Source organism: Noviherbaspirillum galbum, from assembly GCF_010974945.1.
GTDB classification, from domain to species: Bacteria; Pseudomonadota; Gammaproteobacteria; order Burkholderiales; family Burkholderiaceae_D; genus Noviherbaspirillum; species Noviherbaspirillum galbum.
Map to the genome: position 1 here is coordinate 307,635 of NZ_JAAIVB010000078.1, position 22,666 is coordinate 330,300.

The following is a 22,666-nucleotide window of genomic DNA, read 5'->3' on the forward strand; positions in this document are numbered from 1 at the left end:
TGCGTGGGTTCCCCGCGGTACCGGGAGGCGGCGCGCAGTGCGTCGGGCGTCCTGTCAGGCGCGACGGTCTCCCGATCATGTTGTTGGAAAAATCAGTGCCTGGCGGCAGCGGGAGAGCTTCCGTTATTAAACAAGACTAATACTAGTTGCGCAATTGCATTTTTCGGAACGGGGGCTTGGAGGCACATTAAGGCCCAGGCAGCGAGCGATTGCTCGGCGATGCGTCACGGGGCGGGCTGAGACGAGGAATCGATGCGCGCTCCTTGCGCGTCGATTCCGGCACCGCAAGATGCGAGGACTTCATGCAGTTGTGCGGCTCCAACAGGCTTGACGAGATGACAATCGAATCCGGCCGCCTTTGAAGCCAGCTTGTCCTGCTCCTGTCCGTAGCCGGTCAGGGCGACGAACAGGCTTGACGCGGAGGCCGGGTCCGCGCGCAGGAGGCGGGCAAGCGCGAAGCCGTCGACGCCCGGCAAGCCCAGGTCGAGGAGGTAGGCATCGAAGGACGCCTCGCGGTGGCGGGCGAGGGCGGCAGCGGCGTCATGCGCCGTCACCACTACATGGCCCATGCTTTCCAGGAGCAGGCCGAGGCTCAGGGCAGCATCCACGTTATCGTCCACGACCAGCACGCGGCGGCTGCTTGCCCGCTGGGCGCCGGCGGCGGCCAGAGGTACGCCGGACAGGCCGGAAGGCGCGCCGGCCGCCGCGCGCGGCAAGGTCAGCACGAACCGGCTGCCCTTGCCTGGGCCGTCGCTGCTTGCGGCGATGCTGCCGCCATGCTGTTGCGCGAGGCTCTTCGCCAGCGCGAGCCCGATCCCGAGTCCGCCCTGGGCGCGGTCGAGCGTGCGCTCCCCCTGGTAAAACAGTTCAAAGGCTTGCCGCAACTGGTCGGGCGTCATGCCGGCGCCGTCGTCGGCCACGCATACCTCGACGGTTTCGCCGCCCGCCTTCATGGCAAGGCTGACATGGCCGCCTTCGGGCGTGTACTTGGCGGCATTGTTCAGCAGGTTCGCCAGCACCTGCACCAGCCGGTTGCCGTCGCCCAGGACGTGCACCGCCGAGGCCGGCAGGTCGGCCGCGAGATGGTGGCGATGGCGTTCCAGCAGCGGCCGGACCTGTTCCAGCGCGCCGGCCGCCACCTCGCGCATGTCGAGCATGCTTCTTTCGAGCTGGATCAGGCCGCGGGTCACGCGCGACGCATCGAGCAGGTCGTCGACCAGGTGCACGATGTGATCGACCTGCCGGGCGATGATGCCGGCGGCCTGGCGCACGCCGGCGTCCTGCGCGGCCCGCAGGGCCAGCAGTTCGGCGGCGGCGCTGATCGGGGCGAGCGGATTGCGCAGTTCATGGGCGAGCATGGCGAGGAACTCATCCTTGCGCGCGCTTGCCTGCTGCAGCGCCTCGACGGCTCTTTCCTGCTCGTCGATGTCGGTATTGGTGCCCATCCATTCGGTAACCTCGCCGGCGGCGTCGCGCACCGGCAGCGCCCGCACCAGCGTCCAACGGTATTCGCCGGAATGATGCCGCAGGCGGTTCTTCACCTCGTATGGGATGCCGGTCGCCACGCTGGCGCGCCACTGGACGGCGTTGCAGGCGCGGTCGTCCGGATGCACCGCCATCCAGCCGTCGAGGTTCCCTGCCGGCATGCCGGTGAAGGCGTACCACTGCTTGTTGAAGTAGGTATTGGCGCCATCCGGCGACGCGCACCAGATCATCTGCGGCACGGCATCGATCATCGTGCGGAAGCGCTGTTCGCTGGCTTCGAGTGCGCGCGTGGCAAGGACGGCGCTGGTGATGTCGCTACCGGTCGAGAAGATGCCGATGACGCGGCCCAGGCTGTCGCGGATGGGCTGGTAGATGAAATTCACGTAATGCAGCGCCGGCGTGCCGCTGGCGGTGCCGACGGTCACCGGCACCTCCCATCCCAGGTAGGGTTCGCCGCTCTGGTACACCTGGTCGAGCAAGGCGATGAGGCCCTGCTCGGTCGCTTCCGGCAGGGCCTTTGCCGCCGGCAATCCAAGGACTGCGCGATGCTGGAGAAAGACCTGGTTCATGGCATTCGAGATTTCGTAGCGATGCTCCGGCCCCATCAGGACCGCGATCGGCACCGGCGCCTGTTCGAATACTTCCCGCAGCCTGCCGATTTCTTCCAGCCGCGCCTGCTCGGCGTGCAGCCGGCCGGTCGTCTCCACGCAGACGCCCAGCACCCCGATGGCAGCGCCGGCGTCGTCGAGCACGGGGGAATAAGACACCGTGAACCAGGCCTGCTCATCGTAGCCCTTGCGCCGCAGTTTGAAGGGCATGTCCTCGTGATACACCTCTTGTCCCGCGAGCGCCCGGCCGATCAGCGACGATACCGTTTCCCAGGCTTCCGGGGCGATGTCGGCGAGCCGGCGGCCCAGCGCCGAGGGATGGCGGTCGGCGAGGATGTCGATGAAGGCGTCGTTGTAGAAGTAGGCGTGGCTGTCGCCCCAGGCGAGGAACATCGGAAAGCGGGCGCCCAGCATCATGCTCAGCGTGGTCTTGAGCGCCGCCGGCCAGCCGGATGGCGCGCCGGCCGGAGAGGAGGACCAGTCGTGGGCGCGGATCCGTTCGGCCATTTCCCCGTGGACCGGCAGCATGAAGGCAAAGTCGTGCGAGGAGGGCATGGTGTCGGAAACGGGCGCCGGAAAGGAGGACGCCGTCATTCTACGGCATTGCCTGCACGCCGTCGGCGGTCAAGGTAGCATTCGTGGATGGATAACCTCACCCATTCCGTCGTCGGCCTCGCCCTGGGCGAAGCCATCCACCGCTGTTTGCCGCATGAACTCGATCCGCTGGAGCAAAGGACGCGCCGGCGCATGCTGCTGTTCGCCGGCTGGGCCGCCAGCAATTTCCCCGATCTCGACCTGCTGCTGTCGCCGCTGATGTCCCCGCCCCTGGGTTACCTGCTGCATCACCGCGGGCATACCCATACGTTGCTGGCCGCCTTGCCCCAGGCGGGGCTGATCTGGTTGCTGGTCTGGCTGCTCTGGCCATCGGCGCGCACGCTGCTGCGCTACAGCGGCGCGGCGCGCGCCGGCCTGGGGCTGGCGCTGGGCGCGGGCCTGCTGCTGCATATCGGCATGGACTTCCTGAATTCCTACGGCGTGCATCCCTTCCACCCGTTCAGCGGGCGCTGGTTCTACGGCGATCTGGTATTCATCCTGGAGCCGGTGTTCTGGATCGCTTTCGGGGTACCGATGGCCATGACCTTGCCGGGCAAGGCGCTGAAGGTCTTGTTCAGCGCGCTGCTGGTCGGCGTGCCGCTCTGGTTCACCACCCAGGGCTACCTTTCCTGGCCATCCTTCGCCATGCTCGCCACGCTGGGCATTGCCTGCGCCTGGCTGCAGCTTCGCGCCGGCAGCGCGGGACTGGCCGGCCTCTGCCTGGCGGTGCTGGCCGCCGGAAGCTTCGTCGGCATCCAGCAGGCCGCCGCCGGACGGGCCCGCGAGGCGGTCGTCCAGGCCCTGCACGAAGCCGACCCGGGCAACGCCTTGCTCGACGCCGCCCTGACCGCCTATCCGAGCAATCCCTTCTGCTGGGACGTGGTGTCCATCGAGAAGAACGAAGCCACGCAGCGTTACCTGCTGCGGCATGGCCTGGTCAGCGCGGCGCCGTCCGTGGTGCCGGCCGGCGCCTGCCCGCCGGCGCTCGCCGGAACTGCGGCGGGAGCGGCGCCCGGTCCCGGAGGAATGATCCTGCTTTGGCAGGAGCAGGCCGACCTGGAGCGCTTGCGCGCCCTGCGGCGCGACGATTGCCGCTTCGAGGCCTGGATGCGCTTCGCGCGCATGCCGCTGATCGACGGCAACAATGTCTTCGATGCCCGCTACGCCAATTCGCCGCGCGGGAATTTCACGGCGATGCAGATCCCTTCCCGGGCGGCATCGCCCCGTCCGGATTGTCCGCGCTTCGTGCCGCAATGGTCGTTCCCGCGCGAGGACCTGCTGGGCACGGACGCGGGCAATGGCACAGCCACTGCGGCGGGCCCCGGCGCTAGATCTCTACCTGCGTCCCCAGCTCGATGACCCGGTTGGCGGGAATGCGGTAGTAGTCCGCCGCGTCCCGCGCATTGCGCGAAAGCGTCGCGAACAAGGTTTCCCGCCACAGGGCCATGCCGCTGCCCACCCGCGGAATGACGGTCTGGCGGGCGATGAAGTAGGAGGTTTCCATCGGCGCCAGGGCCGGGTCGAATCCGCCGCACTGTGCCAGGGCGGCGGGGATGTCCTGCTCGTCCATGAAGCCGAAATGCACGTCCACCTGGTAGCAGTCGTGGCCGAGGTTCTCGACCTTTACGCGCTGGTCGGGCGGAACGTGGGGAATCGCTTCGTTGCGGATGGTGAGGAAGATGGTCCGCTCATGCAGAACCTTGTTGTGCATCAGGTTGTGCAGCATGGCATGCGGCACGCCGTCGGCCACCGCGCGGAAGAATACCGCCGTGCCGCTGACGCGGGCCGGTTCGCCCATGAACAGAGAGTCGAGGAAATCCTGCAGCGGCACCATGTGGCGGCGCAGGTTGTCGGCCACCAGGCGCCGTCCTTCCTTCCAGGTGGTCATGAGCAGCATCGCCGCCGCGCCGAGCACCAGCGGGAACCAGCCGCCATGCAGGATCTTGAGCGTGTTCGCGGAAAAGAACGCGAAGTCGATCGCGAGGAAGAAGGCGGTTGCCAGCCAGGCGATTGCCGCGTGGTATTTCCAGCGGTGGCGCACCACGAAGAAGGTCAGCACGGTGGTCATGAGCATGGTCGCGGTCACGGCGATGCCGTACGCGGAAGCCAGGTTCGACGACGAGCCGAAGCCGAGCACCGCCAGCACCACCGCCACCAGTTGCAGCCAGTTCACGAACGGCACGTAGATCTGCCCCATCTCGCTTTCCGAGGTGTAGACGATGCGCATGCGCGGCAGGTAGCCGAGGGCGATGGCTTGCTGCACGATGGAAAACGTGCCGGAGATCGTGGCCTGCGAGGCGATCACGGTGGCGATCGTGGACAAGGCGACCAGCGGATACACGCTCCATGGGCCGAGCTGCTGGTAGAAGGGATTGGACACGGCCTGCGGATTGGCCAGCAGCAAGGCGCCCTGCCCGAGGTAGCTCAGGGCCAGGCCGGGAAACACGATGGCGAACCAGGCCACGCGTATCGGCTTCTTGCCGAAATGTCCCATGTCGGCATACAAGGCTTCCGCGCCGGTGAAGGCCAGCACCACCGCGCCGAGCGCGAGGAAGGCGACCCAGCCGTTGGCCAGCAGGAAGCGCGCGGCGTGCAGCGGATTCAGGGCGCGCAGCACGTCGGGATGGCCGGCGATGTTGACCAGTCCCATCGCGGCCAGCGCGGCGAACCACACCAGCATCACCGGCCCGAACCACTTGCCGATGCCGGCCGTGCCCTTGCTCTGCACCGCATACAGGCCCACCAGGACGCCGACGGTCAGCGGCGCGACGTAGGGCTTGAAGGCGGGCGTCGCCACCTCCAGCCCCTCGATGGCGGAAAGCACCGAGATCGCCGGCGTGATGACCCCGTCGCCGAAAAACAGCGCGGCGCCGATCAGGCCGACGATGGCCAGCGGGAAATGCCAGCGCGACTTCGTGCCCACCGTCGACAAGGCCAGCGCCACCAGCGCCATGATGCCGCCTTCGCCGCGGTTGTCCGCGCGCAGGATGAGCGACACGTATTTCAGCGACACGATGATCGTCAGGCCCCAGAGGATGAGCGACAGCACGCCGAGCAGGTTGGCTTCGTCGAGCATCAGGCCATGCTCCGGCGAAAATACTTCCTTGAGCGTGTACAGCGGACTGGTGCCGATGTCGCCGTAGACCACGCCGATGGCGGCCAGTGTGAGGGCGGCGATGCCGGTGCGGGCATGGCTCGCGCCAGCGTCATGGCTGGCCGCGGGGTCGGCGGGCGAATGCAATGAGGAGGAGGTGGACATGGCGGAAAGTGATTGCATTGAGCGGGTGGTCGGGAGCCTTCTGCTATGAAGCGGGGGTCAGTCCGGCAGCTGCAGCCGGTAGCCGATACCGGTTTCGGTCAGCAGGTAGCGCGGCTGCGTCGGGTCGTCTTCCAGTTTCTGGCGCAGGTGGCCCATGTAGATGCGTACGTAATGCGTGCTGTCGGCATGGGTCGGCCCCCATACCGTCTTCAGCAGCTGCTGGGTGGTGATGACCTTGCCGGCATGCGCGATGAGCGCGCCGAGCAGGCGGTATTCGGTGGGCGTCAGGTGCAGCGCCTGGCCGGCCTTGGTGACGAGGCGTGCCTGCGGGTCGATCGTCACGTCGCCGAAGCTGACGAGCGATGGCATGCTGCCGCCGGGCTGCAGGCGGCGCAGCACGGTGCGCACCCGCGCCAGCAGCTCGCCGATGCCGAAGGGCTTGGTCAGGTAGTCGTCGGCGCCGGCGTCCAGCGCAAGGATCTTTTCCTGCTCGGTGCTGCGCGCGGAGAGCACGATGATGGGCAGCGGCGACCAGGTGCGGACCTGGCGGATGAAGTCCACGCCGTCCCCATCCGGCAAGCCGAGATCGAGCAGCAGAAGGTCGGGCTTGCGGCTGCCGGCTTCGATGAGCCCGCGCTTCATGGTCTCGGCCTCGTGCACCTGCCATCCCTCGCCGGCAAGCGCGAGCCTGACGAAGCGGCGGATCTGCGGCTCATCCTCGATGATGACGGCGACGGGAAGGTGACGGCTCATGCCGATGCCCTCCCGCCGGCATGGCTGGGCGCAGCCGGCTCGCGGCCGGCTTCCGGCAGGTCCGCGGCGTCCGGCACCGCGGGAACCGCCTCCAGCGGCAGGCGGAACAGGAAGGACGCGCCGCCTCCCGGGACGTTGGCGCCGTGGATGTCGCCGCCATGCGCCTGCAGGATGGCGCGGCACAACGACAGCCCGAGCCCCACGCCGGGCAAGGCCGATTCGCGTTCCCCGCGCACGAACTTGCCGAACAGCTGTTCTTCCCGGCCCGCCGGCAAGCCGGGCCCGCCATCGCGCACCTCCACCTCCAGCCAGTTGCCGCGCTGCCATCCCGACACGGTGACCGGCGTTCCGGGCGGCGTGTATTTCGCGGCATTCTCTAGCAGGTTGCACAGCACGCGTTCCATGAGCACCGCATCGAAACGCGCCAGTGGCAGGCCGGCCGGAACGCAGGTGCGGATGACATGCGCGCGCAGCGGGACGGCGCAGGCCCGCAGGGCGCTGCCGACCACTTCCTCCAGCGATTGCCATTGCAGGTTCAGTTGCACGCTGCCGCTCTGCAGCCGGGCCATGTCGAGCAGGGTCGAGGCCATGCCGTTCATGCGCTGCGCTTCTTCACGCAAGGCCTCGGCCAGTTCGCGCTGCTGCGGCTGCAAGGGCGGATCGCTCATGGCCAGCGCCTCCGCCAAACCGACCAGCGAGGTCAAGGGCGTGCGGATGTCATGCGACAGCGCCGCGAGCAGGGAATGGCGCAGGCGTTCCGATTCCATGTCGAGCATCGCGCGCTGCGCCACGTCGATGTAATGCACGCGCTCCAGGGCGATCGCGACCAGCGCGCCGAAGATGCCGAGCTGCTGCGGCGCATTGGTTCTGGATCCATGGAGCTGCACCGCCAGCACGCCGCGCGGCCGCACCGGCGCGATGAGCGGCACGTAGAGAAACCGGGACGCGGGCATCATGTCGGTGCCCGGGCCGGCCGGACGGGCGTTGTCGAACGCCCATTGCGCCACGCCCAGCTCGAGCACGCCGAACGGCATGGCCGGCGCGCCGTCGCCCGGCGTCTCCGCCATCCGCAGGCGGTTGTCCTCGTCGGGCAGGAGCAGGGCGGAGGGCGCGAAGAACATCGCGCGCACATGGTGGCGGGTCAGCTCGGCGATCTGCTCGCGCTGCAGCGTGCCGGACAATTCCTTGGCGAATTCATACAAGGCATGGGTCTGGGCCTCGCGTCCCAGCGCCGCGCGCGCCTGTTCCCGCAGCTGGCTGGTGAGCTGAGCGATGAGCAGGCCGGTGATCAGCATGACAACGAAGGTGATCAGGTACTGGCCGTCGGCCACGGTGAACGAGAACGGCGGCGGCACGAAGGCAAAGTCGAACGCGCCCACGCTCACCAGCGTGGCGGCCACGGCAGGCCCGCGGCCGAGCAGCGCGGCGCATGCCACCACGACCAGCAGGAACAGCATGATGATGTTCACCAGGTCGAGGTAGTGCGTCAGCGGCGTGGCGAGCAGCGCGCAGCAGAGCGGCGCGACCACCGCCGCCGCATAGGCGCGGCCCGGCGAAATCCGTTCGGGTGGCCGGGACGTGTTCATGACCTGGGCTGGCGCGAATTCGGGCGGGAAGCATTCATGACGCCAGCGTAGTGGAAAGCGCATAAATTTGTTGTAAAAACCCGCGCCGGCCTGATGGCGTCGGCACCAGGCGTCGTGCCGGACCCGACTTTTCGGGCGGCGGATGTCGGGCGCCGGCCAACTGCCTGCGCCATGGCAATTTTTGCCACGAATTTATAAGCCGTTGATTGGGAAAGGAAATTTTGTTCCGGTGAAGGTGGCGAAGGCATGGCATGCGCCGTGCAATGGATGAAGCAAGGCATGGCAGGTTCCGACAAGTCGAAGTTGGCAAGGAAGCGTCGGAGGAGGTCGTCATGCTCACCTTCTTCCATCACATCGAGCTTGCGAGGACCACCATGAACGTTGCCGCCAGAAACGCCCTGATCCACACCGCGCAGATCGCGCTCGTCATCGCCGCCTTCGGCGCCGCCGTGACGCGCCTGGGCAGCACCGCCGCCCCGGAGACAGAGGCCGCGCTGCCCGTGCCCGCCGCCATCGCCACCTATCCCGCCGCCTTGCCGGTCACGGTCTTGCCGGAGGAAGTTGCGTCCGGTGACGACGCGTCGGCCGATGCCATCCCGCGCGTGGTCATCACCGCCAAACGCATGACCGCGGCGGAGAAGGCCGCGTTCGACGAGCAGGAACAGCGCTACCGCATGGCGATGCGCGACGCCCTGCCGGTCATGGTCCATCCCTGATCAGCTCACTCCCAGACCTTGAGCTTGAGCTGGAAGGAGATCGCGCCGTAGAGTCGGTCCTTGTAGGTCGGGACGATGCCGATGTTCAAGCCGAGCCGCTCGCCTTCCAGCGTCAGCACCGGGATCGCCGCCAGGAACCAGCCGCCGTCGCGCATCTTCGGATAGCCGCTGAAGCCCCCGACCACGGCGCCCGCCTGGAACGGGCCGATGGTGAAAGGCTGGTAGTACACGCCGGCGTAGTTGGAATACGCCCGGTCGCTGTTGTAGAAGCGGCCGGCCGTCAGCGACGTGACGGTCGACATGCGGTATTCCACGCCCAGCCCGGGGTTGCTGTCGTTCAGTCCCTTGTCGCGCTGGAAGTGCGCGGAGTAGAAGCCGGGATTGACCCACCACTGCGACAGCGGGCGGGACTCGATGCTGCTGAAGAAGGGCTCGGCATGCAGCGGGGCGCTGGCGAGGCAGGCAAGGGCAAGGGTGGTCAGCAGCGCCGGACGGCGCGGGGATGCGTGCATTTTCATTGCGATCGGGTAAGGGTTGGATTGGCGACAATTATCGGTGATTTGGGGGACGCAGTGTGCCCGAAGGGTGCCGAGCGCAATGCCGAAGGCGAGCCTGCGTTGTCCCTTCTGACGTCGCCGAAAGGGAGGGCGGCCAAGCGGAAAAAGAAGCGTGGCTGTCTGAGCCGAAGGCGAGTTTCCACGCTTCCCGCTTGGCCGTCCTCTCTTTCGGGAACCCCGCAGGGGCGACGGCAGCAGGGTCGCCTTTCTTTGGTTTCTTTCGTGGGGCCCGCCTAGGGGCGAGACAAAGAAAGAAACTGGCCCGCCGGGGCCAGACCCGGCACCGCCCCACGGAGTGGGAACCCCAACCGGTTCACCGGAGAGAAATCGGAACGCAAACAGAAATGGGAGTCCACGATCTGCCTTGCAAGGCAGATCGGTTACGCAGGCGCAAGGCAGTGCCTTGCGAACCCCTGCTTCACCCCCGTCTACGCGGGGATGACAGAGGTTCGCGCGGATGCCGGAGGTTTGCGCAGAAAACGGAGAGTTTCGCGGACGCCGACAATCAGCGCAAACCACGAAAACAGCCAGTTCCGATAGCGATGGTCAGGACAAACGACCATCCCCAACTCAAATCCCGCAAGCCTCTCCACCCGCGCCCAGCTTGGCCGCGTCCTTCGCCGCCTGCACCGTCATGTCCTGCGGCACCGCCACGCCATTCTTCACGGCCGTCATCTCCGCGAGAATCGAAATCGCGATCTCCGACGGCGTCTTGCTGCCGATGTACAAGCCGATCGGTCCATGCAACCGCGCCAGCTGAGCGTCATCCAGGTCGAACAGCTTGAGCCGCTCGCGCCGCTTGGCATTGTTGACGCGCGAACCGATCGCCCCGACGTAGAAGGCGTCGGTCTTCAGCGCTTCCATCAGCGCCAGGTCGTCGAGCTTGGGATCATGGGTCAGGGCCACTACCGCGCTGCGATGGTCGAGCTTCATGTCGAGCACCAGGTCATCCGGCATTCCATGCAGCAGTTCCACGCCGTCGATGTTCCAGCCTTCGCGGTATTCCTCGCGCGGATCGCAGACCGTCACGCGATAGTCCATGCCGGCGGCGATGCTGGCGAGGAAACGCGACAACTGCCCGGCGCCGATGATGAGCAGGCGCCAGCGCGGTCCGTGGATGGTGGTGAGGGCGGATTCCGAAACCTGCATGGCCATGCCGCTCGTGGCGGGGCCGAGGATGACTGCGCCGCTGCCGAGGTCGAGCCGGCGCGCCACGAGTTCGCGGCGTCCCAGGCGCTCGAGCAGCTCGGCGATGCCGCTGGCCGGGCCGAGGGGTTCAATGGCAAGCTGCAGGGTGCCGCCGCAGGGCAGGCCGAAGCGGTGGGCCTCGTCGGCGGTGATGCCGTAGGTCACGAGTTCCGGAAGGGTGCGGGTAATGCCCTCGGCGCGCACCTTGGCGATCAGGTCGTCCTCGATGCAGCCGCCGGAGACCGATCCGACCACGATGCCATCCTCGGAAATGGCGAGCATCGCGCCTTCCGGGCGGGGGCTGGAACCCCAGGTGCGGATGACCGTCACCAGCTGGCAGCGCTTGCCGGCGGCAATCCATTGCGCGCAATTCTTCAGTACGTCGAGGTCGATGGTGTCCATGATGTCTCCTCAATGCCGCACGGGGCGGCAGGCGTGGCCGGGCGCGGCTTTTCTTGTCGTCTTCTGATGCCGTCCAAGCCCTTAGCTTAACCTGTTCCCGGCCGGTTTGCCGGTGGCTTCAAAATGTTTCGCGGCATCGATGCGCTTGTTTGATCTTTCGCAGAAGGCGCGGCAGGCGTTGATTTCCAATAAGCGATGCGCGAACGTCAACCGCGGCATGCTTCCGTCCGTACGACATGTGGCTTGCCGGAAATCTTCCCCGACGTCTTCGCCCTGGCCGCGTCATGGCACGCCAGATGCCGGCGCCAGCCCCCGAGAACACCACACAAGGAGACGAAATTGGCGATCCAGTTATCCCTGAAGGTCAACGGCAAGGCGGTGCAGGCGGAGGTGGAACCGCGCCTGCTCCTGGTCGATTTCATCCGGCAGCACCTGCGCCTCACCGGCACCCACGTCGGCTGCGACACCAGCCAGTGCGGCGCCTGCACGGTGCTGGCCAACGGCATGGCGATCAAGGCCTGCTCCGCGCTGGCGGCGCAATTCCAGGGCGCCGAGATCACGACCATCGAAGGCATCGGCGCGGCCGATGGCTCGCTGCACCCGATGCAGGAAGCCTTCCGCTCCTGCCACGGCCTGCAATGCGGCTTCTGCACGCCGGGCATGGTGATGAATGCCATCGACCTCGTGCAGCGCTGCCCGAATGCTGACGAGAAGACCATCCGCGAGCAGCTCGACGGCAACATCTGCCGCTGCACCGGCTACCACAACATCGTCAAGGCGGTGCAGGCCGGCGCCGCCGGCATGCAGGCCGCCTCCCAGGCGCAAGCCCAGCCCGCACTGCAGGGAGCCTGACATGAACGCACCCACCGACATGAAGCTTGCCACCGGCATCGGCGCGCCCGTGCTGCGCAAGGAAGACTACCGCTTCCTGACCGGCAGCGGCCGCTATACCGACGACGTGCGCATGGATCACCAGACCTATGCCTGCTTCCTGCGTTCGCCGCATGCCCATGCGCGCATCAAGGGCATCGGCAAGGATGCCGCCCTGGCCGCGCCCGGCGTGGTCGCGATCTATACCGGCGACGACCTCGCCGCCGACAAGGTCGGCGGCCTGCCGTGCGGCTGGCTGATCACCGACGTCCATGGGCAGCCGATGAAGGAACCGCCCCATCCGGTGCTGGCGCAGGGTGTTGCCCGCCACGTCGGCGACCCGGTGGCCATGGTCATCGCCGAGTCCTACCTGCAGGCCAAGGACGCCGCCGAACTGCTCGAGGTCGACTACGAGGTCATGCCCGCCGTGGCCGACGTGCGCGACGCCCTCCAGTCCGGCGCGCCCGCGGTGCACGACATCGCTCCCGACAACCGCTGCTACACCTGGTCGCTGGGCGACAAGGCCGCGGTCGACGCCGCCTTCGCCCAGGCCGCCCACGTGACGAAGCTCGACCTGATCAACAACCGCCTCGTGCCCAACGCCATCGAGCCGCGCGCCGTCTCGGCCTCCTACAACCGCGCCGAGGACAGCTACACCGTCTACGTCGCCAACCAGAATCCGCACGTCGAGCGCCTGCTGATGACCGCGTTCGTGCTCTCGCTGCCCGAGCACAAGGTGCGCATCATCGCGCCCGACGTCGGCGGCGGATTCGGCTCCAAGATCTTCCTGTACGCCGAGGATGCCGCCCTGACCTGGGCCGCGCGCAAGACCAACCGGCCGGTGAAGTGGACGGCGGAGCGCTCGGAAGCCTTCATGTCCGACGCCCACGGCCGCGACCACGTCACCACCGCCGAACTCGCGCTGGACAAGGACGGACACTTCCTCGCGATGCGGGTGCATACCGCCGCCAACCTCGGCGCCTATCTCTCGACCTTCGCCTCGTCGGTGCCGACAATCCTGTATGCCACGCTGCTCGCCGGCCAGTACAAGACGCCGCACATCTACGCCGAAGTGGATGGCGTGTTCACCCACACCGTGCCGGTGGACGCCTACCGCGGCGCGGGGCGCCCCGAGGCGGCCTACGTGGTCGAACGGCTGGTGTCGGCGGCGGCGCGCGAGATGGGCATTGACCAGGCCGAGATCCGGCGCCGCAACTTCATCACCAACTTCCCGTACCAGACGCCGGTGGCCCTGCAATACGACGTGGGCGACTTCAACGCCTGCCTCGACGGCGCGATGGACCTGGCAGACGTCGCCGGATTCCCGGCCCGGCGCGAGGAAGCGAAGCAGCGCGGCAAGCTGCGCGGGATCGGTTATTCGACCTACATCGAGGCCTGCGGGCTGGCGCCGTCCAACATCGCGGGCGCGCTGGGCGCGCGTGCAGGCCTGTACGAGGTCGGCGAGATCCGCGTCAACCCGACCGGCAGCGTGACGGTGTTCACCGGCTCGCACAGCCACGGCCAGGGCCACGAAACCACCTTCGCCCAGGTAGTCGCCGACCGGCTCGGCATCGGAATCGACCAGGTCGACATCGTGCACGGCGACACCGGCCGCGTACCCTTCGGCATGGGCACCTACGGCTCGCGCTCCCTCTCGGTAGGCGGGTCCGCCATCATGAAGGCGCTCGACAAGATCGAAGCCAAGGGCAAGAAGATCGCCGCCCACCTGCTGGAAGCGGCGGACACCGACATCGAGTTCAAGGACGGCAAGTTCACCGTCGCCGGCACCGACAAGAGCGTGCCTTTCGGACAGGTTGCCTTCACCGCCTACGTGCCGCACAACTATCCGCTGGAAAAGCTGGAGCCCGGCCTGAACGAAACCGCGTTCTACGATCCGACCAACTTCACCTACCCCGGCGGCGCGCACATCTGCGAAGTCGAGGTCGACCCGGACACCGGCCAGGTGGAAGTGGTGGCGATGACTGCGGTGGATGACTTCGGCAACATCATCAACCCGATGATCGTCGCCGGGCAGGTGCATGGCGGCCTGGCCCAGGGCATCGGCCAGGCGCTGCTGGAAAACTGCGTCTACGACCGCGAGTCCGGACAACTGCTGACCGGCAGCTTCATGGACTACGCCATGCCGCGCGCGTCCGACGTGCCGTCCTTCAAGGTGGATCACCGGATTACGCCCTGCACGCACAATCCGCTCGGCGCGAAGGGCTGCGGCGAGGCGGGCGCGATCGGTTCGCCGCCGGCGGTCATCAACGCGGTGATCGACGCGCTGGCGCCGCTGGGCGTGACGCACATCGACATGCCGGCGTCGCCGCAGCGGGTCTGGCAAGCCATCCGGCAGGCCGGGGGCAACGCCTCCCCCGCCCAGGGCGGCAACGCCAGCGCCCGGGGACTGGACGATTCTTCCATCCCGGTCACCTACCCCCAAGCTTGAGGAAACGACGATGTATGCATTCGAACTGCATCAGCCCAAGACGCTGAACGACGCCGTCACCCTGCTCGGGCAGGGCGACGTCAAACCCCTGGCCGGCGGCCAGACCCTGGTCGCCACGCTGAAGACGCGGCTGGCCTTCGCCGAGCAGCTCGTCGACCTCGGCGGCATCCCGGAGCTGCGCGGCATCCGCCGTGACGGCGACATGATCGTCATCGGCGCGACCACCCGCCACGCGGAGGTGGCGAAGTCCGACCTCGTGCAGCAGGCCATTCCCGGGCTCGCCAGCCTCGCCGGCCAGATCGGCGACCCGCAGGTGCGCAACCTCGGCACCCTCGGCGGCTCGGTCGCGAACAGCGATCCCGCGGCCTGCTATCCCGCCGCGGTGCTCGGGCTGGGAGCGACCGTCTGCACCAACCGGCGCCAGATCGCGGCCGACGACTTCTTCCTCGGCCTGTACCAGACCGCGCTGGAAGAGGGCGAACTCATCACCGAGATCCGTTTTCCCGTGGCGAGCCGCTCGGCCTATGAAAAATTCCGCAATCCCGCCTCGCACTTCGCGCTGGCGGGCGTCTTCGTCAGCCAGCGCGACGGCGACAAGCAGGTCCGGGTCGCCGTCACCGGATGCGGGCCTTGCGTCTTCCGCGCCACCGCCATCGAGGATGCCCTGGGCCGGGACTATCGCCCGGAGGTGGCGAAGGGAGTGACGCTTTCCCCGCAGGGCCTGAACACCGACCTGCATGCGAGCGCGGAATACCGCGCCCACCTCATCCCGGTGCTGGCGGCCCGCGCGGTGGCGCAAACCCTGGCCTGAGCGAGCCGATGACGGAAAACATCGACGCGGTGGCGAGGCTGCTGGAATCGCAGGACTACCTGCCGGACCGGCGCCTCGCCACCACCCTGTTTCTCGCGCTGCGCATGGGCCGGCCGCTGTTCCTGGAAGGCGAGGCGGGGGTCGGCAAGACCGAGGTCGCCAAGGCGCTCGCCGCCGGCCTCGGCCGCCGGCTGGTGCGCCTGCAATGCTACGAGGGGCTCGACATCGCCAGCGCGGTCTACGAATGGAACTACCCGCGCCAGATGATCGAGATCCGTCTCGCGGAAGCCACCCGGGCCGGGGAAGCCGGCCTCAAGGACAACCTCGAGGCTGGCATCTTTTCCGAGCGTTTCCTCATCCGGCGCCCCATCCTCCAGGCGCTGGAGCCGAGCGATGGCAAGCCGCCCGTCCTGCTCATCGACGAACTCGACCGCACCGACGAACCCTTCGAAGCCTACCTGCTCGAGGTGCTGGCCGAATACCAGGTCACCATTCCGGAAATCGGCACGATACGCTGCGCCGAACCGCCCATCGTCATCATCACCTCCAACCGCACCCGCGAAATCCACGACGCGGTCAAGCGCCGCTGCTTCTATCACTGGGTGGATTATCCCGACAAGGAACGCGAACTCGCCATCGTCCGCCGCAAGGCGCCGGGCGCGGCCGAGGCGCTCAGCCGGGAAGTCACCGGTTTCGTCGCCCGGCTGCGCGGCATGGACCTCGTCAAGCCGCCCGGGGTGGCCGAAACCATCGACTGGGCGAATGCCTTGTCCGCGCTCGACCGCGAACGCATCGATCCGGAAGTGGTCGGCGAGACGCTCGGCCTGCTGCTGAAATACCAGGACGATATCGCCAGCATCGACCGCCCGGCCCTGGAACGGCTGATTGAGGAAGTCAGGCGGGACATGGCGACATGAGCAGCGGTATTCCCGCCGGTGCCGATGGTTCTGATGGTGCCGCCGGTGCCAGCCCTGCCGGAGACGGCATGCTTGCCCGGAACATCGTGCATTTCACCCGGGTGCTTCGGCGCGCCGGCCTGCCGCTCGGCCCCGCCGTCGCCATCGATGCGCTGCGCGCGGTGAGGGCGGTGGGGTTGGGAAGCCGGCAAGACTTTTATTTCGCGCTGTCGGCAGTGATGGTGCAGCGGCATGAGCAGCAGTTCGTATTCGACGAAGCCTTCCAGCGGTTCTGGCAGGATCCGTCGCGCGTCGGCCAGCAGTTGCAGGAGTTGCTGCGCCTGCTCGGCGGCCTGCGCTCGGTGCCCGCCCGGCGTCCGCCGCCGCCCCAGCGCGTCGCGCAAGCCCTCTTTCCGAACATGGGCCGGGCCGCGGACAGTCCCGCCCAGCCGCCGCAGATCAGCATCGATTCCAGCGATACCGCCTCGGCCCGCGAAACCCTGCAGCACAAGGATTTCGCCAGCATGACGCCCGACGAATTGCGCGAAGCCCGCCGCATGATCGCCAGCATGCGCCTGCCCCTGCCGCGCCTGCCGGGACGGCGCACCCGCTCCGATCCGCGCGGTCCGCGGGTCGACCTGCGCGGCACCATGAAGTCCATGATGCGCGAACCCGACGGCATGGCGGCGCTGCGTTTTCGGAGCCTGGTGCGGCGTCCGCCCACGGTGATCGTGCTGTGCGACATCTCGCGCTCGATGGAACCCTATACCCGCATGCTGCTGCATTTCATGCATGCGCTGACCAATGACCGCGACCGCGTGCACACCTTCCTGTTCGGCACCCAGCTCAGCAACATCTCGCGCGCGCTGCGCGACCGCGACGTGGACGTGGCGCTCGACAAGGTCGCCCGGCAGGTGCATGACTGGGCCGGAGGCACGCGCATCGGCGCCTGCCTCAAGGAATTCAACCGGCGCTGGGCGCGGCGGCTCATGGCGCAGGGCGCGGTGGTGCTGATCATCAGCGACGGCCTGGAAGGCGAGGAGGCCGACGACCTGGGCAAGCAGATGCAGGCGCTGCGGCTGGCCAGCCGCTGGATGATCTGGCTGAACCCGCTGCTGCGCTACGAGCGGTTCGAGGCCAGGCCGGCGGGCATTCGCGCCATGCTGCCCCACGTCGACCGGTTCCTGCCGGTGCATCACCTGAACAGCCTGGAAGCGCTAGGACGCGCCTTGTCGTCGCTGCAGGCGAACCGTCGCCATGCGGTTCCCGTTGCGCCAACCAAGATGCGAGGATGAAGCATGGATATGTCGAGTGCCCGCCGCGTGCCGGCATCGCGCGAAGCCGTCTGGCTGGCGCTCAACGATCCCGACACGCTGAAGCAATGCGTGGCGGGGTGCGAACGTTTCGAGGCGGTCGGCGACAACGCCTACCAGATCACCATGGTGTCGAAGATCGGATCGATCCGGACCCGCTTCAATGGCAAGCTGCTTGTGGCCGATTCCAATCCGCCGGAGTCTTACACGCTGGTTTTCGAGGGGGAGGGCGGGATGGCGGGGTTTGCCAAGGGGAGGGCGCAGGTGACGCTCTCCGTCGAGGGCGTGGAGACGTTACTGGCCTATACCGCGAATGCCCAGATCGGGGGGAAGCTCGCCCAGATCGGGTCGCGCTTGCTCGATGCGGCGGCGGGGAAGATGGCGGATGAGTTTTTTGCCGCTTTCGTGCGGAGGTTGAGCGAGGGGGCGGTGGAACCCGGTGCTTCGGCTTCGGCTGAAGCGGAGGATACCGTGATCGGAACGGGTAGGGCGAAGGAGGAAGGGGCGTAGCTCGCTAGCTTTTAGGGCTCGCCGCTGACGTCCACACCACCCTCCGTCATTCCCGCGAAGGCGGGAATCCGTTTCGCTTGCTAAGCGCGACTCACGGGGCCATCCTCACCCAGCCCGCCCCAGAAACAAGGCATTCAGCTCCTTCCCCGAAGCCGCCCCGGCAAAACCATCGAAGCGGCCCTTCGCGAGCACCTGCGCCGCCTGCATGAAACCGCCCCAGGCTGCGCGCGCCAGCGCACCTCCCACGCTGATGCGCCGCACCCCAAGCCCGGCCAGTTCCTCCTGGGTGAAATCCGACGCCGCACCGACCAGAACGTTCACCGGTTTCGGCGCGACCGCGGCAACCACGGCCTCGATCTGCCCGCGGGTCTGGATGCCCGGCGCATACAGGCAATCCGCGCCGGCATCGGCATAGGCCCGCAGGCGCTTGATCGTGTCGTCGAGATCCGGCGCGCCGACGAAGAAATTTTCCGCGCGGCCGATCAGCAGCGTGTCGCCGCCGCATTCGTCGATGGCGCGGCGGGCGGCCTTGAGGCGCTGCACCGCGACGTCGAGCGGAAACAGGGGCGCGGCCGGATCGCCGGTGGAATCCTCGATCGACAAGCCGGCGATGCCGGTGCCGACGGCGAGCGCCACGCTGTCCGCCACGCCGGCCGGATCGTCGCCGAAACCGTTCTCGAAGTCGGCGTTGACGGGCAAGTCGGTCGCCTCGGCCATCATCCGCAGGTGATCGAGCACGGCGTCGCGGGTCACATGATTGTCGGCACGCCCGGTCGACCAGGCAAATCCCGAGCTCGTGGTGGCGATGGCGGAAAAGCCGAGGCTTTCCAGGTAGCGTGCGCTGCCGGCGTCCCAGGGATTGGGAAGCATGAAGCAGCCGGACGTGTGCAATGCGCGGAAGGCAGCGCGTTTTTCGGCGACGGTTCGTGACATCTGGGCTCCTTGCGGTTGAGGGTTGGCATGCGGAGTGTAGCGGAAGCTTGGTCCTGGCCGGGTGTTGTTGCGGCAAGGAACGGCCACGCCCTGCTTAGGATGCGGATGAGCAATATTTCTCTTGCTATCGTGTCTCGAATTCGGCAAAGCTAGCGACAGATCAACAGGAAGGCCCGATCCAGCGTCTATGCTGCACCGCATCAGGACCGGTAAAAACACTTGCCATGGTCCTCGGGAAACATTGCTTAGGGAGGGTATATGACCCAGCGAATATGGAAGAAAGGCGACAGGGTGACGTGGCGCTGCGAGGATGCGCCGCTCAAGGTCAGCCCGATACCTGCGCGCGTGGTGCAGGAGGATGAAGGCGCGGAGATCGCGATCGACATCTTGTTGCGCATCGGCAGCCAATGGGTGAGGGAACGCAGGCGGGTTCCCGCATCCAGCCTGATGGAGCGCCGCCGCGTCATTCCGCAACTCGACGAAGAATTGATCGAGATGCGCTTCGATTGATGCCCAGGACTGATGACGACTGGTGCGCGACGGCGGGCCGCGCCGCGTGTCACTGCACCAGTTTCGCTTCCGCCTCCGCCTTGCGCGCCTTCTTGCCTTTCCGGCCTTCCTTGGCCTCTCCGGCTTGTGTGGCTTGTGCAGCACCCTTGAAGCCGCCGTCGTCGTCATGCCCGAATGCATCGTTGTCGCGGATCAGCGACGGGTGAGAGAGATGTTCCCGCTCCTCCAGCATGGCATCGGCGATGCGATAGGCGAGGGTCACCAGTTTCCTCAGGTTCTTGCCCTTGCTGTAGTCGTCGTCCTCGCGAAGCAGGCCATTGAGCGCCTGTCCGGCAAAAAAGTCACGTGGTTCCATCTGGGTCACCTTTCGGCTGTGGTCATGGCACGCAGGCCGGTCCCTGATTATTTGCCCTTGGGATTTTGTCTGCATTGCGTTCAATCAACGGATAATTTCCAAGAACCGCGATACCGGCGCCGGGTTCTAACAAGCGACCCCTCCGGCAAGGCACATGCAAGGCGGATGGACCGGCCAGCGGGGATCGCTTCCGAGTGATTCAGCCATGAAAGGAGAAACCATGGAAATGAGCACGCAAGACGTCTTGAAAGCCTTCGATGCACTGGGCGGCACGGTGCACGACATACACGAAATCAAGCAGGAGATCGAACAGCGGCATGCGAAGGAAGGCTGCGATCCGCACGACATCACCCATGCCATCGGCCGCGCCATCAACGAAGGCAAGCTGGCCTGGACTCCGATGCGCGCGTTGCGCCGCCTGTCCTGAGCCCGCCGCGAAGGACCAATGAGCCGTTGACCGGGGGCAAGGAAAGCGTCGGCAGGACTTCCAGGCCGCGGCGCCTGGCCGCGCGTGCCGCGTGCCTCGTCCTCGCTGCCTGCATCGCGCCTTCCTTGCCGGCGGCCGATGCCATCGACGGGAGCGCCGACAATACCGGCCTGGCGGCGCTGATCAATGCATTCCGCGCCGCCCCGGGCGCGTGCGGGGGCAAGCCCGCGCAGGCAGCCGCGCCTCTCGCCATCCAGCCTGCCTTGAGCAAGACGCCGCTCACGCCGAAGACCTATCTGCCGCAGGCGCTGGAGCGGCTGGGGTATCCGGTCGAGCGGGCTGAAGGCATCTACGTCTCGGGTCCGCAGGATGCGGAGTCGGCGCTGGGCGCGATCCGGAATGCCTATTGCGCCAGCCTGCTGAGCACGCAATACAGCAGCATCGGCGTCGCGCGTTCCGGCAACGACTGGCTGATCGTGCTGGCGCAGCCGCAGCGCGTGCCCCAATTGCCGGACTGGACGGAGGCGGGCCAGGACATCCTGCGCCTCACCAATGCCGCGCGCGCCGTGGCGCATACCTGCGGCGACCGGGCGTTTCCTCCAGCGCCGCCCTTGTCCTGGCGTTCCACGCTGGGCGAGGCGGCGCTGCGCCACAGCCGCGACATGGCGGCAAGGCGCAGCCTGCAGCACCAGGGCTCGGATGGCAGCGACCCCGGTTCTCGCGCGCTCGATGCCGGCTACCGCTGGCGGCGCGTCGGCGAAAACATCGCCTCGGGACAATTCACCCCCGAAGAGGCCGTCTCCGGCTGGCTGTCCAGTCCGCCGCATTGCGCGAACCTGATGGATCCGCGCCTGACCGAGATGGGCGCGGCCTATGCCTTGCAGGCAGGGAGCCGGGTGGTTTACTGGACGCAGCTCTTCGGCGCGCCGCAATAAACGATTTTCGGGAAACGCCTCAGGCCGGGCCGGGCGCCCCGCCGGCGAGAACGAGGTCGCGCGCCTGCTCGCACCAGTAGCCAGCGGCGTGGAGATAGCCCTCCCAGACGCAGCCATTGCAGCCGCGTCCGCAGCAGGTGGTGGGTTCTTCCGGCGGATCGCGGAAGACGATGCCGAGCCGGTCCAGCTTGTGCTGGAGCTCGGCGATCCATTGCCGTGCCTGGCCGGCATTGGCGGGAAGCGCTTGGGTGGTCACGTGGCGAGGGCGGAAAGTGCTTGGGTCGCGGCAGTATACCGGCCCGGACCTCGGCCCGTCTTGCTCAGCCCGTCATGGCTTCCACCTTCACCTGCACCGCGGCCGTCCGGCCTTCCCGCACCACTTCCACGTCCACCGTCGATCCCGGTTTGGCGCTGCCCACGAGACGCGCCATGTCCGCCGCGGTCTGCACCTGCTCCTTGTTCACCGACACGATCACGTCGCCAGGACGCAGGCCCGCCCGGTCGGCCGGGCCGTTGCGCTGCACCGCGGCCACCAGCACGCCATGTGCATTCTTCATGCCCAGCGACTGGGCGAGATCCTGGGTGAGTTCCTGCAGCTGCACGCCGATGCGTCCGCGTGTCACCTTGCCGGTTTCCTGGAGCTGCTTCGCGATGTCCATCGCGATGTTGATCGGGATCGCGAAGGAAATCCCCATGTAGCCGCCGGTCTGGCTGTAGATCTGGGAATTGATGCCCACCACCTCGCCGCGTGTGCTGAACAGCGGGCCGCCGGAATTGCCCGGATTGACGGCGACGTCGGTCTGGATGAACGGCACGTAGCTGCCTCCCGGCAGGATGCGGCCGATCGCGCTGACCACGCCCACCGTGATGCTGCTCTCGAAGCCGAAGGGCGAACCGATCGCCGCTACCCATTCGCCGGGTTCGAGCCTGGACGGATCGCCGATCTTGACCACCGGAACGTTGTCGGCGTCGATCTTCAGCAAGGCGACGTCGGTGAACACGTCCGCGCCGATCACCCTGGCCTTGAACTGGCGCTTGTCGGTCAGCTTGACAGAAACTTCGTCCATGTCGGCGATGACGTGGGCATTGGTCAGCACGAAGCCATCCTTGCTGATCACGAAGCCCGACCCCACGCTGCCGGTCGGCGCTTCGCCCATGTCGGGCTGGCCGCCGAAGCGGCGAAAGAATTCGTACAGCGGGTCGCCCTGGCGCATCGGCGCCGGCGTGCCGCGCTTGATCGCGCTGACGTTCACCACCGCCGGGCCTTCCTGCTTCACCAGGCTGGCGAAGTTCGGCAGGGTGATTCCGCCGGCCGCGGCGGCCGGAGCGGCGGGGGCGGATTGCGGTGCCGCCGGGGCGGGTGCCTGGGCAGCCGGCGGATTGCCCGGCGCGGCGGGCGGCTTGTCGCTCTTGCCGCATCCGGCCAGCGAAAGCGCCAGGCACGCGGCGGACAGCATGGTGAACCAATGTTTGGCTGGCATGGCGGCTTTCATGACTCCGGCGGGGGCG

The 22,666-nt window shown here is 67.3% G+C and carries 21 protein-coding genes; 11 read left to right on the top strand and 10 right to left on the bottom strand.

The features are described from left to right. Nucleotides 1-224: 224 nt before the first annotated feature. The gene (locus G3574_RS23995) at nucleotides 225-2,687 is read right to left on the bottom strand and encodes a PAS domain-containing protein (protein ID WP_163968061.1); all 2,463 of its coding nucleotides are present in this window, start codon (nucleotides 2,685-2,687) and stop codon (nucleotides 225-227) included. Between the two features lie 48 nt (nucleotides 2,688-2,735). On the opposite strand from G3574_RS23995, the gene G3574_RS24000 reads away from it, so the two are divergent. Further along, nucleotides 2,736-4,046 (top strand): metal-dependent hydrolase, encoded by a 1,311-nt coding sequence (locus G3574_RS24000; RefSeq protein ID WP_163968062.1) that lies wholly within the window; start codon nucleotides 2,736-2,738, stop codon nucleotides 4,044-4,046. Here the strand turns inward: G3574_RS24000 and G3574_RS24005 are convergent. Genes G3574_RS24005 through G3574_RS24015 form a run of 3 tightly spaced genes read right to left on the bottom strand, consistent with a single transcriptional unit; the run spans nucleotide 4,015 to nucleotide 8,285 of the window. Then, nucleotides 4,015-5,946 carry a potassium transporter Kup gene (locus G3574_RS24005; protein ID WP_205609898.1) on the bottom strand — a complete coding sequence of 644 codons (1,932 nt, stop codon included), beginning with the start codon at nucleotides 5,944-5,946 and terminating at the stop codon, nucleotides 4,015-4,017. The two genes, G3574_RS24000 and G3574_RS24005, sit on opposite strands and share 32 nt — an antisense overlap. Before the next feature lie 57 nt (nucleotides 5,947-6,003). Beyond that, a complete protein-coding gene (gene kdpE / locus G3574_RS24010; RefSeq protein ID WP_163968064.1) occupies nucleotides 6,004-6,699 on the bottom strand; it encodes a two-component system response regulator KdpE in 696 nt (231 codons plus the stop codon). Beyond that, nucleotides 6,696-8,285 (bottom strand): DUF4118 domain-containing protein, encoded by a 1,590-nt coding sequence (locus tag G3574_RS24015; RefSeq protein ID WP_235953597.1) that lies wholly within the window; start codon nucleotides 8,283-8,285, stop codon nucleotides 6,696-6,698. Before G3574_RS24015 ends, kdpE begins: the two co-directional genes overlap by 4 nt. A 332-nt stretch (nucleotides 8,286-8,617) precedes the next feature. On the opposite strand from G3574_RS24015, the gene G3574_RS24020 reads away from it, so the two are divergent. Next, nucleotides 8,618-9,001: a hypothetical protein gene (locus G3574_RS24020; RefSeq protein ID WP_163968066.1), complete on the top strand. Its 384-nt coding sequence runs from the start codon at nucleotides 8,618-8,620 to the stop codon at nucleotides 8,999-9,001. A 5-nt stretch (nucleotides 9,002-9,006) separates the two neighbouring features. Here G3574_RS24020 and G3574_RS24025 read toward each other — a convergent pair whose 3' ends face one another. Continuing rightward, a complete protein-coding gene (locus G3574_RS24025) occupies nucleotides 9,007-9,519 on the bottom strand; it encodes a hypothetical protein (RefSeq protein ID WP_163968067.1) in 513 nt (170 codons plus the stop codon). Between the two features lie 609 nt (nucleotides 9,520-10,128). Beyond that, nucleotides 10,129-11,148 (bottom strand): XdhC family protein, encoded by a 1,020-nt coding sequence (locus G3574_RS24030; protein WP_163968068.1) that lies wholly within the window; start codon nucleotides 11,146-11,148, stop codon nucleotides 10,129-10,131. Between the two features lie 339 nt (nucleotides 11,149-11,487). Here G3574_RS24030 and G3574_RS24035 point away from each other — a divergent pair, with 339 nt between their 5' ends. The 6 genes from G3574_RS24035 (at nucleotide 11,488) to G3574_RS24060 (ending at nucleotide 17,997) form a co-directional block, all read left to right on the top strand. Further along, on the top strand, nucleotides 11,488-12,000 hold the full coding sequence (locus tag G3574_RS24035) for a (2Fe-2S)-binding protein (protein ID WP_235953598.1): 513 nt from the start codon (nucleotides 11,488-11,490) through the stop codon (nucleotides 11,998-12,000). 1 nt (nucleotide 12,001) lies between these two features. Further along, nucleotides 12,002-14,467 (top strand): xanthine dehydrogenase family protein molybdopterin-binding subunit, encoded by a 2,466-nt coding sequence (locus G3574_RS24040; protein WP_163968069.1) that lies wholly within the window; start codon nucleotides 12,002-12,004, stop codon nucleotides 14,465-14,467. 10 nt (nucleotides 14,468-14,477) lie between these two features. Next, entirely contained in the window at nucleotides 14,478-15,278 is an 801-nt protein-coding gene (locus G3574_RS24045) for an FAD binding domain-containing protein (protein WP_163968070.1), read from the top strand. Between the two features lie 8 nt (nucleotides 15,279-15,286). After that, entirely contained in the window at nucleotides 15,287-16,195 is a 909-nt protein-coding gene (locus G3574_RS24050; RefSeq protein WP_163968071.1) for an AAA family ATPase, read from the top strand. A 68-nt stretch (nucleotides 16,196-16,263) separates the two neighbouring features. Next, the gene (locus G3574_RS24055; RefSeq protein ID WP_235953599.1) at nucleotides 16,264-17,469 is read left to right on the top strand and encodes a vWA domain-containing protein; all 1,206 of its coding nucleotides are present in this window, start codon (nucleotides 16,264-16,266) and stop codon (nucleotides 17,467-17,469) included. Nucleotides 17,470-17,472: 3 nt separating this feature from the next. Further along, entirely contained in the window at nucleotides 17,473-17,997 is a 525-nt protein-coding gene (locus G3574_RS24060) for an SRPBCC family protein (RefSeq protein WP_163968073.1), read from the top strand. Between the two features lie 105 nt (nucleotides 17,998-18,102). On the opposite strand, the gene G3574_RS24065 is transcribed toward G3574_RS24060, so the two are convergent. Then, nucleotides 18,103-18,930, bottom strand: a complete 828-nt coding sequence (locus G3574_RS24065; RefSeq protein WP_163968074.1) for an isocitrate lyase/PEP mutase family protein — start codon at nucleotides 18,928-18,930, stop codon at nucleotides 18,103-18,105. Between the two features lie 258 nt (nucleotides 18,931-19,188). On the opposite strand from G3574_RS24065, the gene G3574_RS24070 reads away from it, so the two are divergent. Beyond that, on the top strand, nucleotides 19,189-19,440 hold the full coding sequence (locus tag G3574_RS24070) for a hypothetical protein (RefSeq protein ID WP_163968075.1): 252 nt from the start codon (nucleotides 19,189-19,191) through the stop codon (nucleotides 19,438-19,440). Nucleotides 19,441-19,489: 49 nt separating this feature from the next. Here G3574_RS24070 and G3574_RS24075 read toward each other — a convergent pair whose 3' ends face one another. Then, a complete protein-coding gene (locus tag G3574_RS24075) occupies nucleotides 19,490-19,795 on the bottom strand; it encodes a hypothetical protein (protein WP_163968076.1) in 306 nt (101 codons plus the stop codon). A gap of 220 nt (nucleotides 19,796-20,015) precedes the next feature. On the opposite strand from G3574_RS24075, the gene G3574_RS24080 reads away from it, so the two are divergent. Continuing rightward, a complete protein-coding gene (locus G3574_RS24080) occupies nucleotides 20,016-20,222 on the top strand; it encodes a hypothetical protein (protein ID WP_163968077.1) in 207 nt (68 codons plus the stop codon). A gap of 26 nt (nucleotides 20,223-20,248) precedes the next feature. Then, nucleotides 20,249-21,157, top strand: a complete 909-nt coding sequence (locus tag G3574_RS24085) for a CAP domain-containing protein (RefSeq protein ID WP_163968078.1) — start codon at nucleotides 20,249-20,251, stop codon at nucleotides 21,155-21,157. A gap of 19 nt (nucleotides 21,158-21,176) precedes the next feature. Here the strand turns inward: G3574_RS24085 and G3574_RS24090 are convergent, their stop codons facing one another. Further along, a complete protein-coding gene (locus G3574_RS24090; protein ID WP_163968079.1) occupies nucleotides 21,177-21,413 on the bottom strand; it encodes an oxidoreductase-like domain-containing protein in 237 nt (78 codons plus the stop codon). 64 nt (nucleotides 21,414-21,477) lie between these two features. Then, entirely contained in the window at nucleotides 21,478-22,638 is a 1,161-nt protein-coding gene (locus G3574_RS24095) for a trypsin-like peptidase domain-containing protein (protein ID WP_235953600.1), read from the bottom strand. Between the last annotated feature and the right edge of the window lie 28 nt (nucleotides 22,639-22,666).

What these genes read in the sequence shown, in the direction of transcription:
- G3574_RS24005 (WP_205609898.1), bottom strand. Translation starts at nt 5,946, where the DNA reads ATGTCCACCTCCTCCTCATTGCATTCGCCCGCCGACCCCGCGGCCAGC.
- G3574_RS24015 (WP_235953597.1), bottom strand. Translation starts at nt 8,285, where the DNA reads ATGAACACGTCCCGGCCACCCGAACGGATTTCGCCGGGCCGCGCCTAT.
- G3574_RS24055 (WP_235953599.1), top strand. Translation starts at nt 16,264, where the DNA reads ATGCTTGCCCGGAACATCGTGCATTTCACCCGGGTGCTTCGGCGCGCC.
- G3574_RS24095 (WP_235953600.1), bottom strand. Translation starts at nt 22,638, where the DNA reads ATGCCAGCCAAACATTGGTTCACCATGCTGTCCGCCGCGTGCCTGGCG.
- kdpE (WP_163968064.1), bottom strand. Translation starts at nt 6,699, where the DNA reads ATGAGCCGTCACCTTCCCGTCGCCGTCATCATCGAGGATGAGCCGCAG.
- G3574_RS24045 (WP_163968070.1), top strand. Translation starts at nt 14,478, where the DNA reads ATGTATGCATTCGAACTGCATCAGCCCAAGACGCTGAACGACGCCGTC.
- G3574_RS24060 (WP_163968073.1), top strand. Translation starts at nt 17,473, where the DNA reads ATGGATATGTCGAGTGCCCGCCGCGTGCCGGCATCGCGCGAAGCCGTC.
- G3574_RS24065 (WP_163968074.1), bottom strand. Translation starts at nt 18,930, where the DNA reads ATGTCACGAACCGTCGCCGAAAAACGCGCTGCCTTCCGCGCATTGCAC.
- G3574_RS24070 (WP_163968075.1), top strand. Translation starts at nt 19,189, where the DNA reads ATGACCCAGCGAATATGGAAGAAAGGCGACAGGGTGACGTGGCGCTGC.
- G3574_RS24030 (WP_163968068.1), bottom strand. Translation starts at nt 11,148, where the DNA reads ATGGACACCATCGACCTCGACGTACTGAAGAATTGCGCGCAATGGATT.
- G3574_RS24080 (WP_163968077.1), top strand. Translation starts at nt 20,016, where the DNA reads ATGGAAATGAGCACGCAAGACGTCTTGAAAGCCTTCGATGCACTGGGC.
- G3574_RS24000 (WP_163968062.1), top strand. Translation starts at nt 2,736, where the DNA reads ATGGATAACCTCACCCATTCCGTCGTCGGCCTCGCCCTGGGCGAAGCC.
- G3574_RS24050 (WP_163968071.1), top strand. Translation starts at nt 15,287, where the DNA reads ATGACGGAAAACATCGACGCGGTGGCGAGGCTGCTGGAATCGCAGGAC.
- G3574_RS24020 (WP_163968066.1), top strand. Translation starts at nt 8,618, where the DNA reads ATGCTCACCTTCTTCCATCACATCGAGCTTGCGAGGACCACCATGAAC.
- G3574_RS23995 (WP_163968061.1), bottom strand. Translation starts at nt 2,687, where the DNA reads ATGACGGCGTCCTCCTTTCCGGCGCCCGTTTCCGACACCATGCCCTCC.
- G3574_RS24040 (WP_163968069.1), top strand. Translation starts at nt 12,002, where the DNA reads ATGAACGCACCCACCGACATGAAGCTTGCCACCGGCATCGGCGCGCCC.
- G3574_RS24025 (WP_163968067.1), bottom strand. Translation starts at nt 9,519, where the DNA reads ATGAAAATGCACGCATCCCCGCGCCGTCCGGCGCTGCTGACCACCCTT.
- G3574_RS24075 (WP_163968076.1), bottom strand. Translation starts at nt 19,795, where the DNA reads ATGGAACCACGTGACTTTTTTGCCGGACAGGCGCTCAATGGCCTGCTT.